This is a genomic window from Paenibacillus sp. 2RAB27 (assembly GCF_052115445.1).
Classification (GTDB): domain Bacteria; phylum Bacillota; class Bacilli; order Paenibacillales; family NBRC-103111; genus Paenibacillus_E.
On sequence record NZ_JBFRGR010000001.1, the window covers coordinates 199,011 to 214,317 of the forward strand.

General features: G+C 44.3%; 11 protein-coding genes and 1 pseudogene. 4 read left to right on the forward strand and 8 right to left on the reverse strand.

From position 1 onward, the window contains the following. Positions 1-48: 48 nt before the first annotated feature. On the reverse strand, positions 49-1,470 hold the full coding sequence (leuC, locus tag AB4114_RS00875; RefSeq protein WP_441986702.1) for a 3-isopropylmalate dehydratase large subunit: 1,422 nt from the start codon (positions 1,468-1,470) through the stop codon (positions 49-51). Positions 1,471-1,709: 239 nt separating this feature from the next. On the opposite strand from leuC, the gene AB4114_RS00880 reads away from it, so the two are divergent. The 4 genes from AB4114_RS00880 to AB4114_RS00895 all read left to right on the forward strand — a co-directional run bounded on the left by AB4114_RS00880 (position 1,710) and on the right by AB4114_RS00895 (position 6,161). Continuing rightward, complete coding sequence (locus AB4114_RS00880; RefSeq protein WP_441986703.1) at positions 1,710-2,708, forward strand: ABC transporter substrate-binding protein; 999 nt, start codon at positions 1,710-1,712, stop codon at positions 2,706-2,708. Positions 2,709-2,719: 11 nt separating this feature from the next. Continuing rightward, positions 2,720-4,765, forward strand: coding sequence for a Fe(3+)-hydroxamate ABC transporter permease FhuB (fhuB, locus tag AB4114_RS00885; RefSeq protein WP_441986704.1), 2,046 nt, complete (start codon positions 2,720-2,722; stop codon positions 4,763-4,765). 158 nt (positions 4,766-4,923) lie between these two features. Beyond that, entirely contained in the window at positions 4,924-5,817 is an 894-nt protein-coding gene (locus tag AB4114_RS00890) for a LysR family transcriptional regulator (protein WP_441986705.1), read from the forward strand. Between the two features lie 32 nt (positions 5,818-5,849). After that, the gene (locus AB4114_RS00895) at positions 5,850-6,161 is read left to right on the forward strand and encodes a DUF5658 family protein (protein ID WP_171628754.1); all 312 of its coding nucleotides are present in this window, start codon (positions 5,850-5,852) and stop codon (positions 6,159-6,161) included. On the opposite strand, the gene AB4114_RS00900 is transcribed toward AB4114_RS00895, so the two are convergent. From AB4114_RS00900 to AB4114_RS00930, 7 genes and pseudogenes are all read right to left on the reverse strand, one after another. Beyond that, entirely contained in the window at positions 6,143-7,402 is a 1,260-nt protein-coding gene (locus tag AB4114_RS00900; protein ID WP_441986706.1) for a methyl-accepting chemotaxis protein, read from the reverse strand. The genes AB4114_RS00895 and AB4114_RS00900 overlap by 19 nt on opposite strands. 33 nt (positions 7,403-7,435) lie before the next feature. Next, the gene (locus tag AB4114_RS00905) at positions 7,436-8,215 is read right to left on the reverse strand and encodes a prepilin peptidase (protein WP_441986707.1); all 780 of its coding nucleotides are present in this window, start codon (positions 8,213-8,215) and stop codon (positions 7,436-7,438) included. A 1,283-nt stretch (positions 8,216-9,498) separates the two neighbouring features. Next, positions 9,499-9,849 (reverse strand): annotated as a pseudogene (locus AB4114_RS00910) (response regulator); the annotation flags it as partial. Between the two features lie 35 nt (positions 9,850-9,884). Continuing rightward, positions 9,885-11,774, reverse strand: coding sequence for a hypothetical protein (locus AB4114_RS00915; RefSeq protein ID WP_441986708.1), 1,890 nt, complete (start codon positions 11,772-11,774; stop codon positions 9,885-9,887). 26 nt (positions 11,775-11,800) lie between these two features. Next, positions 11,801-12,340 (reverse strand): prepilin-type N-terminal cleavage/methylation domain-containing protein, encoded by a 540-nt coding sequence (locus tag AB4114_RS00920; RefSeq protein ID WP_441986709.1) that lies wholly within the window; start codon positions 12,338-12,340, stop codon positions 11,801-11,803. A gap of 6 nt (positions 12,341-12,346) precedes the next feature. Then, positions 12,347-12,877, reverse strand: a complete 531-nt coding sequence (locus tag AB4114_RS00925) for a type IV pilus modification PilV family protein (protein WP_441986710.1) — start codon at positions 12,875-12,877, stop codon at positions 12,347-12,349. Positions 12,878-12,913: 36 nt separating this feature from the next. Continuing rightward, on the reverse strand, positions 12,914-15,304 hold the full coding sequence (locus AB4114_RS00930) for a vWA domain-containing protein (RefSeq protein WP_441986711.1): 2,391 nt from the start codon (positions 15,302-15,304) through the stop codon (positions 12,914-12,916). Positions 15,305-15,307 lie beyond the last annotated feature (3 nt).

Genomic DNA, 15,307 nt, shown 5'->3' on the forward strand with positions numbered 1-15,307 from the left:
TTTGCTACAGCAAAACTAGCATTTAAACATTACATTCATTAGCCGAAATTAAGCTTGTTGATATTCTTTAATTTCCCAATCGCGAACGTCATAGAAATGACCTTTGATCGCTGCAGCAACAGCCATTGCTGGGGAAACAAGGTGTGTACGTCCGCCGCGGCCTTGACGACCTTCGAAGTTACGGTTGGAAGTGGAAGCACAACGTTGTCCTGGTTGAAGTACGTCTGGGTTCATCGCCAAACACATACTGCAGCCCGCATCGCGCCATTCAAATCCTGCTGCGGAGAAAATTTTATCCAAGCCTTCTTTTTCAGCTTGAATTTTAACACGTCCAGAACCTGGAACAACGATTGCCGTTACACTTGGATCTACGGAGTAACCTTGCGCAATCTTAGCTGCTGCACGAAGATCTTCGATACGTCCGTTTGTACAAGAACCGATGAAGACATAATCTACTTTCAGTTCTGTCATAGGTGTTCCTGGTGTTAAATCCATATATTCAAGCGCTTTTTCAGCCGCTTTACGTTCATTCTCTGTTTCGAAGCTTTGTGGATCTGGAACCAAGGAAGTAACGCTTGTTCCCATACCAGGGCTCGTACCCCAGGTTACTTGCGGTATCAATGTATCTGCGTCGAACTCCAATACCCAGTCATACGTAGCGCCTTCGTCAGTAACAAGATTCGCCCACTCTGCTACAGCTGCGTCGAAATCAGCACCTTGCGGTACATACTCACGACCACGCAGGTAGTTAAAAGTAGTAGCATCCGGAGCAATTAGACCAGCACGAGCTCCACCTTCGATGGACATGTTACACACAGTCATGCGCTCTTCCATGGAAAGACCACGGATCGCTTCACCTGTGTACTCAATAACATAACCTGTTGCGAAGTCTGTTCCGTATTTTGCGATAACACCAAGGATCAAATCCTTTGCTGTAACGCCTGGTTTCAAGCTTCCTGTGATACGAACTTCAAGGGATTTTGCTCTGGATTGTTGCAAAGTTTGTGTTGCCATTACGTGTTCAACTTCACTTGTACCAATACCGAAAGCAAGTGCGCCGAATGCGCCATGTGTCGAAGTATGGCTGTCGCCACAAACGATTGTTTTACCAGGGTGTGTAAGACCCAGTTCAGGTCCCATAACGTGAACGACACCTTGATCTAAGCTGTCCAAGTCAAAAAGTGTAACGCCGAAGTCACGGCAGTTTTGTGAAAGCGTATCGATTTGTTGCTTCGAAATTGGATCTGTAATATTGAAACGATCTTTCGTTGGAACGTTGTGGTCCATTGTTGCGAAAGTTAAGTCAGGACGACGAACTTTACGACCGGACAAACGAAGCCCTTCAAAGGCTTGCGGTGAAGTTACTTCATGTACTAGATGCAAATCAATATAAATAACGCTAGGCTTGCCATCTTCCTGGTTAATAACGTGATTATCCCAAATCTTCTCGAACATTGTCTTTTTACTCATACCCAGTCACCTCTTGTCATTATCCGCATTAGTTTGCTAATGTCATACCCTCATATAGTACTTTAGCACGGATCACGTCATAGTTCCAAGATATAATAACTATAAGCTTGATAGATTATTCCTATATAATAACTAATGGTTGACTTTCACATTGATAATGATTATCATTCTCTTAGTGATATCGAATTGGCCATCGATTCACCTATCATTGGAATACATACATTCAGGGGGATTTTATTGTGCGAAACTTTATTAAACCAGTTACATTTACACTTTCACTCATGTTACTTTTCATCACCGCAGCTTGCGGAACTTCAACTTCTACACCTACTCCAGCATCAGCAGTTGCTACACCTGCAGCAGATGCAGTGAAAACCATTACACATCCACTAGGAACTACTACAATTAAAGGTACACCGAAACGCATTGTTACATTAGAATGGGCCTATACCGAGGATGTTCTTGCTCTAGGAATTCAACCTGTGGGTCAAGCTGATACAAAAGGTTACAACACATGGGTCAATGTGAAGCCTGCACTTGATGCCTCCGTTGTTGATGTGGGGACTCGTCAAGAGCCTAACTTAGAAACGATTACAGGCTTGAAGCCAGATCTTATTATCACAAGCACATTGCGTTCGAGTAAAAATTATGAAGCACTTTCCAAAATCGCTCCAACGATCGTTTTCGAATCCTATCCAGCTGAAGGAAAAGGCGATCAATTTGAAGGCATGTTAACAACATTCAAGACAATTGCAGATGTAACAGGTAAGAAAGCTGAAGGCGACAAAGTCGTAGCTGATCTTGACAAAGCCTTAGCGGATACAAAAGCGAAATTAGCAACAGCGAAAAAAGATGGCGCCGAATTCGCTTTAACACAAGCATACAGTAATCAAAACAATGCGGATCTGCGTATGTTCACAGACAACTCCATGGTTGTACAAATTCTGCAACGTATCGGATTGAAAAACGTCTTCAAATCAAGCAAGTTTGAGCTATATGGATTCTCTACAGCTTCTGTTGAAGCTTTACCAGCTGTCCAAAATGCGAACTTCTTCTACATCGTTCAAGATAATGACAATGTATTTGAGAAACAACTGAAAGACAATGCCGTTTGGAAAGGTCTTGCTTTTGTGAAGGAAAACAAGACTTTCAAACTACCTGGTAATACATGGACGTTCGGTGGTCCATTATCAGCTAAAGTGTTCGCTGAACTTGCTGCAACTGCATTAACAAAATGATCCAACCCGCGATGAAATCGAAAACGAACCGTTTCGCTTATATCGAATGGAAGTCACTTCTTGTATTTGGCGGCGGACTGCTCGCACTCTGCCTTCTCCTTTTCCTCAATTTGACACAAGGAGAAGCGAACATAACTGTTCATACGGTCATCCAAGCTTTGATATCTCCACAAGATACCCCCGACCATCATATGGTGCGGGGGCTTCGCATGCCGCGCGCTGTCATTGGTATGCTTGCAGGTGCTGCCCTTGCTGTTGCAGGAGCACTGCTACAAACAGTCACCCGCAATCCCCTTGCCTCAGCTTCAACACTTGGCCTGAACGCTGGTGCGTATTTCATCATCGTTTTGGCGGCGGTATTTTTCCCTGCACTAAAGTCTGATCATTCCTTGCTTCTAGCGTTATTAGGTGCATGCGGCGCCGCGTTCATGGCCTATTTCATGTCAGGCGGTCGCAAAAGTTCGCCACTTCGCATGGCACTTGCAGGCATGATCGTAACGCTAGTACTATCTGCCTTCACAAGTGGTCTGCAAATTATGTATGAGAATGAAACAAATGGCTTATTTATGTGGGGATCAGGTGCGTTGGGACAGAACGATTGGCAAGGTGTCCAATATGCACTCCCTTGGGTATGCATTGGACTTGTCGTAGCTTTTCTTTTCAGTCAGAAGCTGGATATGCTTGCCTTAAATGAGGAAACGGCTGTTTCACTAGGTGAAAATGTAAATAGGGTTCGGATGGTAGCCCTTGTCTCTGCTATTCTACTAGCCGGAGTTACAGTTAGCGTTGTAGGACCCATAGGTTTTATCGGCCTAATCGCACCTCATCTAGTTCGATTAATAGGTTTACAACGTCACCGACTATTGATACCAGGGAGTGCTCTCTGGGGAGCTGTCGTCTTACTTAGTGCTGATCTAGTTGCCAAAATGTTTCGAAGTACACTCGGAGAGCTGCCCGCGGGTTCTGTTACCGCTTTACTAGGTGCTCCATGGTTAATATGGCTTGCCATTCGTGGCTCCAGAATGAAATCTTCTGCTGAAAGCAGCTCAATGAGTGTTGGTTATGTCGGAACTAAAATTCCGTATCCTATTCTAGTTATCGTATCTAGCATTGCTTTAGTTTTCTTGTTGCTTTACGGGTTGACGGCTGGAGCCCTGCGAATACCTTTTGCTGAAGTTATCGCCGTAATAACAGGCCAAGGCGAAGAAATGGCTCGCAATGTTATTCTGAATTTGCGTCTTCCTCGCATTCTCGTTGCTGCTCTTGCAGGTGCCTCTTTAGCTGTCGCAGGCTCCATGATGCAAGGTGCAGTTCGTAACCCGCTCGCGGATCCTTCCGTTGTGGGTGTCACCTCAGGTGCTGGGATGGGAGCTCTATTGGTCCTAACCATTTGGCCATCTGCTCCTGGTACTTGGATACCCGTTGGTGCCATCATTGGTGCACTCCTCTCAGCAGGAAGCGTGTATGCCTTCGCTTGGAAAAAAGGGCTGAATCCCGTTGTCCTCATTCTTATTGGGATTGCCGTTTCGGCACTTGGCTCGGCTGTCATCCAATTTCTTGTCATTAAATCGCAGCTCGGTGCTGCTCCTGCACTTACATGGTTGGCCGGCAGTACTTACTCTAGGGGATGGAAGGAATGCATCCAACTCCTGATCACGACAGCCATTTTACTTCCAAGTGCATGGTTTCTTGGTCGACGTGTAGATCTGTTGGCCTTTGGTGACCACGTGTCACTTGGACTAGGCCTTAAGTTGCAGAAAACAAGACTTCTCTCAGCAATAATCGGCGTGTTAGTTGCTGCCATTGCTGTTGCATGTGTCGGCACAGTCAGTTTCATCGGCTTACTCGCCCCTCACGCAGTGCGTCTATTCTTGGGTCAGCATCACCAGAAATCTGTTGTCCTTTCGGCCATTCTCGGCGCCACATTGCTTACGGGTGCTGATATCATTGGTAAAACGATACTTATACCCAAAGAGATTCCTTCCGGTATCGTTGTAGCTATTATTGGCGCTCCGTATCTATTATTCCTCATGTATAGAAGTACTGTTCGCAAATAGCGTTGTGTAACCAAAATTAACCATAAAGGGTAATGAAACTGGATGAAACCAGTCGTCATTGCCCTTTATGGTTATTTATTCCTATGTCCAGCTTGTTTCGCCCCACAAAGCTTGATATGATAACCTTCAAGACATCTATAAAGGAGACACTTCTTCGCATGGAATTACGTCAATTACAGTATGCCATCCAGATCGCCATAGAACGGAATTTCTCACGTGYAGCGGAGAAGTTGCATATAGCCCAACCTTCACTCAGCCAACAATTGTCAAAACTAGAGAAGGAACTCGGCGTCCTTTTATTTCAACGTAGCACGAATTCAGTTGAGTTGACCCACGCAGGTTCTCTGTTTGTGGAGAAGTCACAGAAGATTCTCGATATGATCGAAGGCCTCAAAAAAGAAATGGAAGACATTTCTCAAATGAAGAAAGGCCGCCTAGTCATCGGCAGTATGCCAATTACAGGATCAACGATTTTACCATACGTGGTACCTGTCTTTCAGGCAGCTTATCCGGATATTGAGATTTCACTCGTCGAGGAGACTTCTTCCAACCTAGAGACCTTAACCGTAAATGGTCAAACCGATATTTCACTTCTATCCTTGCCATTACGTGAAGAATCTCTCGTCTACGAGACGTTACTAGATGAAGAAATCATCCTTGCCGTTCCGCCGCTGCATCCATTAGCATCCAGCAAAGAGCCAATTCGAATTTCTCAGTTGGAAAAGGAAGCATTCATCGCCTTGAAAAAAGGACAAGGCTTCCGAAAGCTGACCCTCGATCTATGCCAGGAAGCTGGCTTCACTCCAAATATTGTTTTTGAATCGAGTAATATGGAAACCGTGCAATCGCTTGTTGCTGCTGGCATGGGGATCGCTTTCGTACCCTACTTGATTTCCAAAAGAAGCTTACATGAGCTTTCTCCCGTAAACGTCATCTTAGAGGGTAGACCCACACGCAAGCTTGTTATTGCTTATCGCAAAGGTCGCTATATATCCAAAGCTGCAGAAGCATTTATCTCTACAATGAAAGAGGTTATGCAAACGATTCGTTAGCATAACCTCCAATGTCAAAAGGAGTGGTCCCTTTGAGTCGTAATTTAATTATTTTCCTGTGTATTGCTAGTTTAATGGATGCAGGATTAACAGATATGGGTCTCCGGTTACAATTGATTGGCGAGGCCAATCCGATTATGGCTTTCCTGTATGAACATAGCTACATTGCTTTCTATGGTATTAAAATCATACTCCCCCTTTCACTCTTCTTTATTGCAGCAAAAGTAGGTAAACGACTGCTCATCAACAATCTGTTCCGCCTCTCTACCGTTATTTATTTAGGTATTCTCCTCTTGCATGCTTACTGGATCTCAACTTCATTCTCTCAAAGCTTGAATATCTGAATCGTGCGCTGCAATTGGGTTACCATACGAAGCATTTGTTCGGACTGAATAACAACAGCTTTAACGGAACGCGTTTGTTGTACCATCGAAGTAGATACCTGCTCTGTACCTGCTGCCGATTGCTGGGTAATCGCTGAGATATTTTCCATGGTGCCCGTAATGAACTGGGCTGCATTCAACATCTTCTGACTTTCTCCCGTAAACTCACTCATACGCTGCGTAATGAATTGAATACTTTCAACCATCTCACCGAATATTTTTTCCGTAGCTTCAATGGACTCTGTCTGCCTGCGAGCAATCTCCTCATTGATCTGAATATTTTTCTGGGCCATTTTAATACTATTCTCAATGTTATGTACCATATGGAATACGCTCTTGGCCGATTTGGATGACTCTTCAGCTAATTTACGAACTTCTTGAGCAACAACAGAGAACCCTCTCCCGTGTTCGCCTGCACGCGCTGCTTCAATGGAAGCATTCAAGGACAGCAAATTCGTTTGTTCAGCAATTTCGGAAATTGTGCGTGTAATGGAAGAAATACCTGCCGCTTCTTTTACTAGATCATCAATCGTCCCAGAAACATTACTTGTCGCAAGTACGATATGGGAAACACTCTCGGATTGACTTTCTACCGCTCTCATTCCTTTTTTCACAAGATCGAGCGTTTGCCCGCAACGATTATTCATTTCATGTGTAGAATCCACATAATCCGTGATTTTGGTTTCGATTTCTTTTACGACGGAAAAGCTCTTGAACACACCAGATGAAATCTCATTAGCTCCCTCCGCAAGTGAAGTGACCGAGCCTGTTGCTTCCACGATCATCGTGTTAATACCTTCGTTTTTATGGTAAATATCACGACTTGAGTCTGCGACATGCTTCGAAATAGAAGCCGTTTCATTCAACAGTTCCTTCAATTTCACGATCATGGCATTAAAGGAGCGCCCCATATCGCCTAGCGCATCCTTGGAGGAAGCATCCACGGTTTGTGTGAAGTCTCCTTTGGCAATATTCATCGCGACACGCGTTACATTATCAATGGGCTCTGTTAACGCCTTTTCCAAGAAACGCACATAAGGAAAGCTGAACACCATGAGAATGAGTGATGAAGATAGTGCAAAAATAATGGATACATCTGACGTTAACATAAGAATGAGGATAATAATTGTGTAGAAGGCAACAACAGTGTAATAACCGAGCTGAAGCTTAGCACGAAACGATTGAGCTAGAAACCAGTTCATAGGAGTCCGACCTCTCTTTTACAAAATGTAGTTTTACTGCCATACGATGAGGTCCAAGTACCACGTCATCAATGGGTCTCCGAAACAAAAACAGATGAAACCAGAGGCAGCGATGAAAGGACCATAGGGAATAGGTGAACGCCGATCCAGTTTACCTGAGGCGATGAGAGCCACACCGATGACGCTGCCGAGCAGTGCCGACAGAAAAATGCATAACAGCACGAGCTTGATTCCCATGACGAGTCCTACTAAAGCCATCAATCGAATATCTCCAAAGCCCATAGCCGGCTTCCCCATCCAAGTTGCAGCAAGAGACACCGCGAGCAGCGTGCCCCCTCCAATTACGAATCCCAACGCATAGTACCAAATTGGCAGTGGATGAACGAACAATCGCAATCCCGTAAATAGCAGCATGGCTGGATAAATGATTTTGTTGGGCAAGAGCATGTAGGCTAGATCACTCACTGTCAGGATGAGAAGCACAGATACTAGTGGATAAGCAACCCACAGTTCATTTATGCTGACTAGGAAGGGAAGAGAGGCAAATAAAACACCTCCTGCTAACTCTCCAACGATATACACAGGGGATATTGATGATCCACATGTGTGACACTTCCCTCTTCGGATAAACCATCCCAAGATCGGAATTAAATCAATCGCGTTAAGCTGGCGCCCACAACTTCCACAGCTAGATCGAGGGGCAACGACGGATATACCTTTCGGTACCCGAAGCCCAACGACATTAAAGAATGAACCGAACAATGCACCCACCATGAACAATAGAATTGTGTAACTCCATTCTTCCCACCCCATTGCCTTACCCCCTCTAGATGTCTCACCTTAGCAATATTTATTTAGAAATCTGCTTTTTTTGCATATTCACGATTACTCACKGGTGCAGTCCCTAATTGAACCTGTAGCCAAGCAGCTAATTGATTAAAACTCTCAATGGTAACAGTTATGGATTGCTTTTGCCCGCTTGCCGTTGTCATATCAATCTCAATCTTATTCTCTGCTTCTGTACATACAACCAAGTATTGTGACATCTCGCCATTCAAATCCTCGCTCCAGTTACACATAACACTGCTTGTGAAATTTTTCATTGGTCCATTCCCCCTGAATAAATTAATGATCTTTCCGCCACTCACAGCTTTAAAGCCAACTTTATTCACGTCAACCGCTTCTTGAGACTTAGAAGACATGCTTACGGTAACTTCTTCTTTGAATACTGGAACTTCTTTGGCTGGATCTTTCACTTCATAGGTGGATTCTAAAGATTCCATCTCCAGAGTGAGCTCATTGAGGTCATCAATGCTAAGTTCAATTGAGCTCGAATCTGTAATTTCATCAATCGCATCGACTGATTCCTCAGTGTTCGAGTAGTTCTGCGTTGTTGAAGAGTCCTCGTACGCAATAACGCTTACTTCATCCTGTTGCATTTGCTGTTGCATTTGCTGTTGCATTTGCTCCAGTTGCCATTCCTGCTCCAAGTCACCTTGCATCACTGCAGCCAGTCTCTCCATTTCCAGGAGACGATCCTCTTCCTCCGTTGACTGTGAATGCTCAGACGTCTCATCCATGTGAATGTGATCCGAGGTTTCCATAGCAACCTTAGACTCCTCCACCTCGGCAAATGCGAGCAGAACTTCCAGCGCATTGACAACCTGAGCAGGTTTGGCTGCAACTTTCTTTTCCTCCGTGACGTAATTCTTCTGAGATTCTGGTTCCGGTTCCGATACAGGCTCTGGTTCACCATTACTTTGTTGGAGTTCAACGACTTCAGGAATCTGCTCTTCCTCATGAATCAGCTTACTTACGATCTCTTGGTTGGATTGGTTGGACTCGCTAATCGACGAGATTTCACTCAAGATCTCCTCATCTTGCTTCGTAAGATGCAGCTCCTTCGGCTCTGCATATCCTCGATCAACGGCATGTAAACTTTCTGCTGGGGCGGTAGCACCTTCGGCTAACTTAGCCTGTAATTCCATTTCCTCTATGACAACCGTCGCCTCTACTACTTCGATTTCTACGGCGGCAGCTTCCGTGCGCTGCATGTCTTGCGGTATGAGATGGCCTATTACACGGGGAACACCATATTTTCGAACAATTTCATTCACGCGATTTGGTTTAAAAGGTTTCATCACATAGCCGTTTGCCCCAGCTTTCAATGCATCTGAGATGAGATCCTGCTGACTCATAGCCGAACAAATGAGAACGACTGCAGATGGATTGAGTTTACGAATTTCCTTCATCGCTTCAATTCCGTCCATTTCGGGCATCGTAATGTCCATCAGAACAATATCAGGCTGAAGTTCCTCATACTTTTGTACAGCCTGTCTACCATTCTCTGCTTCTCCGACCACCTCATGACCGTATTGCTTCAAAATATCAGTCAACATTTTCCGCATAAATTTCGTATCGTCAACGACTAGGATTTGGAATGACATTGAAGGTACCTCCTTCCAGAATGGTTAATCTGTAGTTACTTGGTGTATTTGACGTTTTTCACAAACACGTTAAAATTGTCTGTCGTTGGGATGCCATCTGGCGGTTTATCATAGAGATTATCATCATAAAAAATCTGTAGCCTTGATGGTTTGGAATTGTCCAATTGCACTTCAGGTACTTCTCTAGTCCATGGCGGACTCAATTGATACTTGGAAACGGAGCTGCCAGCTGTAGTCAGTTCACCTCTCACTGCATTGAGTTCTACACCTCCTGCGCCACCATGTATACCGCCAGTCAGCCTCATTTTCGAAATAACCCCATATAAACGAATTCCTTGCTTCGTGTAGAAGAAGGCGCGAACATTCTCATCATCGGTGTTTGTGCTATTACCCAGCACGATCTCCCCTGAGGCGACAACAATAAGCGGTGTTAATGAAGGGTCTGGGTTTTCCTCCCTGTTTTTATTAATAGAGGTCATCTGCTTTAACTCTACGTTACCCTGTACATACACGGTACCTTGCAGCCATACATTCCCAATGATCTTCAGATCACCTTTGATATACATCGTGCCATTTGGAAAACGAAATCCATTATTCAGTGTCACGTTGCCATCAATGGCTAAGAATTTTCCTGGTTCCACAGAAAGTTCGCCTCGGAGATCTGCCGCTACTAAATTAGGATCCGGTGACTTCACATAAAGGGAACCATTCTTCAATTTGAGTTTCGATGCGTCGTTCGCCATGGTAAGCACACCATTATTAATGAACAGGTCAGCCTCGTTAGTGGCTGATGCTTCATTAAAAACATTCACCTCACCATCAACAGTTACCCATTGATCGTTGTACAGCTTACTACTCGTCAAATTTTGAAACAATGGCGGCAATTCAATTATTGCTGGATCCGGGGCTGAATACCCTCCTAAAGCAGCTAACTTGGTTGTTAAATCGGTCTGTGTTTTACTAGTGACATACCCTTCTACATCTACTTCAACGTCCGCATCCAGCGTTGGATCTTCTAATGGAAAATATTGCGGTCTAAAATAATCGGGTTGCACAAATTCGCTTGTTTGCGTGAGCGGCGGGAATTCAGTCAATCCATCCGACCGGGTAAAATTAAATTTCCCTGGCGCTATTGTATCGCTGTCTCCGTCGACTCGAATGAAACCGCGAATCTCAGGTCGTCCTGTTTGAATCCCATATTTGCTTCGATTCGCACCGCTAGTCGTACCTGTGAATAAAGCCTCATCCCGTACATACAAATGGTCGGCTACAAAAATGTCTCCTTTGATCGAAGGTGTTCCATTTAGTACCAAATCACCGCTTGATGAGACCGGATATCGAAACACAGGGTTAATCGTACTCACATAAACGGTCATCTCTTTCGTTACAATAGTAGCGGGAGTGCCCCCCATCATACCTCGAGAAGTTATCGTGAATTTGCGAACGTATGGAGCATCAGGGATTGCCAAAGGCTTTTTCGTCGGTGATTCTGGATTCGTGGGCTCTGCAAGAACAATATCGACTTGATATGTCCCTTTCTTCGCTTCAACGACAACCCCATTCTTGTCATTTGAATTCTGAGAATCTCCTACATGCTTATCAATAAATGGAAGCATCAACAAGAGTTGATTCTCTACATTGCGAACTCGATTCCGATAGTTCGTTCCGCCAATCGTTTCACCATTCGCGACGGCTCTTCGAATTTGGGCAAGTGTATCGTCCAGCCCTTTCTGTGCAATCGCCTCCGCTTGAACACTTGACTCTGTCGTGGCTGCTTGAATTGCACCTCCACGAAGTACGCTCATAAGGATAAGACCCATCATTGTCATTAAAACAACGGCAAGTAAAGCGATGACTAGTGCTGATCCATCCTCATTATGCATCCTCTGTTGGAGGCCGTTGCTGTCTTTATTCATAGCGTTCAATACATGCCTCCTCCAACCCGTTACTTTTAATCATTACGGAATAGTGGGATTTGCGAATCAATGACCAGTTTCGGGTTGTCTGCTAACTTAAACTGATCCGCATTAATTCTGGCATACTCAAGCGTAACTTGAACACGGTCATGATTTTGACTCGCTTCACTTAAGCTGCCCTCTCGAATTGTAAAATTGCTTCCTAATTGGAAAACACGTTTAACAATATTCGTTCCAGCTTCCCTAATTTCGATTTTCCCACCGCCGGTTGGATTCGGTAAGACTTCCATTTCATAGAGATCAATATAAATGTTCGGGTCATCATTCTTTTTCGCATAACGAATGATCTTCTTATCCGTCCCTTCGTCTTGAACGTAGATCGCTTCTTTCAGCTCCGAAATAATCTGGCTGTATAACCCGTCTCCTTGATTACGCATCTGGGTTTCCATCGTGACTCGTTTATACATCGACACGCCCATTAGCATAAAAGAGTACAGGATGGAGGCTACCATGCCGAAAATCAGCAAGGCAGCCAGAAGCTCAATTAAGGTCATCCCTTTCTCATTGCGCTGCATGAGGCGCTACCACCTTTTGATAAGATACGTATCGAGTGTCGTTGATGATTTCGCTGAAGGTGCATCGAGAGAATCTTCGTTTGACCAATATACAGTAACGAGCATTTGAGCCAAATAGTCATCTGAATCATTACGAAACGGATCCGCAGCCTCCCAGCGAGCGTAGCTCTTCTCAAGTTCAACCAAATACCGATACGTTGTACCATTGATCTCCGTTGAGGCCAATCTGCCTTTCATTAACTCCGATCCATTACTCGATAAATCACCAGAAAATTTGGGACTGCTTGTCAGCTGCGACACAATGGCGTCTTTATAGCCATTTTTGAAGTAATCGCGCAGCTCAGCTGCTTTTAATCGAGCTAAATTGGCTCCGATTATTTTGCGGCTTTCTTGCGCGGATTTATCAACAGCTGAGGTGAAATACCCCATCAACGTGACGCTGATAATCGACATAATCGTCACAGCAATCAAGATTTCCACGAGTGACATACCGTCTTCATTAGGCCCCACTTGCTTCAAGCGTTCATTGCGGCGCACCGTAAGTCCTCCTCACTACTTCACCGATTTGCCAGTCTAGTTGTTGTTTTGCTCGGTATCGAATTTAACGATCAGTGGCTGCTGAACCATTTCGACATTCGAACTGTCGACTAGTTTTAAGAAGACATAATATGTTCCGGATGTCGTGTTCGTTTTGGTTGTCACCGTTAATCGCTTCGATGCCAATGGTTTCCATTCATTTGCTTCCGGCGTCGCTGATGACTGTTTAATCACGTAATACATATTTTTCAACGTGAAGCCATGCTCGATATGACTTCCGAATGTACGATCGGATACAGGATACTTCTCGTCCACCACAGCAACACTTACTGGTTTATCTGAAATATCACCAGCATTATAATTCATGCCTTTGAGCGTAGCCGCCAAACCTGGATTAACCACAAAATATTCAGGTGTTTCAACTGTTGTAGTTGTGCCTCCCATTGAAGTGGCTTCAAAGTAAATTTGATGCCAGCCTTGCCGTTTCTCAGCCGTATCGAAACCTGCCACATCGCTCAATCGAAACGCATAGGTATTGCCATTCTTCGTCATTTTCGATGAGCTAGAAGAAATAGAAAGTGATTTGTTGTCGAACCATACTCTTACGTTCGTTACAGGACTTAAATTATCGGTTGCCGTAATATAAATGATGCCATCGGCAGCGACATCTGTCGGATTTTTGATATCTTTACTCCAGCTAATCATTGGCCCAGTGCTATCTAAGGAAACATTTCCGGTTGCGACTGCTCCACCAATGGGAATTGAAGCGTTGCCGCTAATTGCATTCGTGAAGGCACGCGTCTGAAAATTCACGCCATTGCCATCAGGAATGACTACACCGCTCGATGTTTGTGATTGCCAATTGCCGTTATCAATGGCAATCTGATAACCTGCAATATAGGCACCTTGGAAGTCATCGTTAGCAAACACAGTTGAGCTTGGCAGCAGTGTGCTTGAACCAGACACAGCACGAAGCGCTCCTGGACCCATATGCCAACCATTTTCAGTAATCGCCTTCCCTTTCCCATCAATGAGTTCATAAGTCGCTGGTGCAGTTGGCTTCAAATCAAATTGGTCAGTTGTTCCATCTTTGTAACTAATTCGAACAATCGAATGATCAGGATCTATGAAGCGAATATCCGTAATTGCTAGATTTTTATTCTTAATCGTCCATTGTTTTTGTTTATCACTAGCACGTAAACGTTGTAACTCTCCCGCGCTATTTCCGATATACACATTCCCATATTTATCCACTACACGAACACTTACAGATAGCTGTGTACCAAAATTAATGTTGAATTGTCTATTCGCATTACAAGCATCGCGATAAGTTACTTTAGCATCTTGGAGTGGATAGTCTCCAGCAGCCGTATCTGGGATTAATTTAATCGCCAAATCGATCTTGTCTTGTTCCAGGCTAAAAGGAAAATTAATGTCTCCAACTTTGATGATTACTTCATGTGTCACCGAGTCTAGAGTTACATTCGAAGCATTCTCGCCTGGCGCCAAGATGAATCCAGCTGGTATCGGTTGATGTAGCTGTACATTTTTGAGCTGAGCGGGCGCTTCGATTGTTTTAGCAATGTTATCAAATATCGCGGAAAGTTGGCTCGCAGAGCTCGCTTCATAAGCCATTCCGCCCGTCTTTGTTGCAATATATTGCAACAATTCTAGATCAATTTCATCAGAGCCAGCTGTTGCCAACGCAATCGTAAACACTTTAATACCAAGTCCTGCTAGCACATCAGCATCTGCTTTTGCAGCATTCGCAGCACTTGTTTCGCCGCTTTTCTGCTTATTGCCATCGTTCTCATCGGTCCATACCGTTGCTTTACCGTCCGTTAGCAAAATAATTTGTTTAACAGGCTTCGTTCCACTCGCCGTTAGCATCGTCTTCGCTTTCGCAAGACCATCGTCAATATTGGTAGAACCATTAGCGTCTAATTTATTAATTTCGGTTTGAACTTTCGCATAATCCGTTGTCAAATCAAGTACTTTGGACGCCCCAGAACTAAATTTAATGAGTCCTAGACGGTCACCCATATTTACTGTTTTAAACTTATTAGTTAACGTAGCAGAGGCACTTTTTAAAATATCCAAACGAATTGGGGTTCTGCTATCACTTTTGATCATATGGTAATCCATACTTCCAGATACGTCAGCTACAAATGCAATGTCAACCGCATCTCGCGTTTGTGTTACCGTATGTGTGCCACTTGGGTCTAGCGTGTAATTAATAGTAACCAATTGATTGCGTTCGACACTTGTAACGGGTACATTTCCCACACCGCTAATCGCTAAGCAACCATTGTCTACTTCCGCCCCATAAACGTTATTCGTTCCAACGAAGCCAGGGAGCATACTTGTGAGCAACATCCCCGTCAATAAGATCGCACTTTTCTTTTTCGCTTTTTGATACCAATGCATAGT

Excerpts from the sequence above, each read along its gene's own strand:
- leuC (WP_441986702.1), bottom strand. The coding sequence starts at position 1,470 with ATGAGTAAAAAGACAATGTTCGAGAAGATTTGGGATAATCACGTTATT.
- fhuB (WP_441986704.1), top strand. The coding sequence starts at position 2,720 with ATGAAATCGAAAACGAACCGTTTCGCTTATATCGAATGGAAGTCACTT.
- AB4114_RS00900 (WP_441986706.1), bottom strand. The coding sequence starts at position 7,402 with ATGAACTGGTTTCTAGCTCAATCGTTTCGTGCTAAGCTTCAGCTCGGT.
- AB4114_RS00905 (WP_441986707.1), bottom strand. The coding sequence starts at position 8,215 with ATGGGGTGGGAAGAATGGAGTTACACAATTCTATTGTTCATGGTGGGT.
- AB4114_RS00920 (WP_441986709.1), bottom strand. The coding sequence starts at position 12,340 with ATGCAGCGCAATGAGAAAGGGATGACCTTAATTGAGCTTCTGGCTGCC.
- AB4114_RS00930 (WP_441986711.1), bottom strand. The coding sequence starts at position 15,304 with ATGCATTGGTATCAAAAAGCGAAAAAGAAAAGTGCGATCTTATTGACG.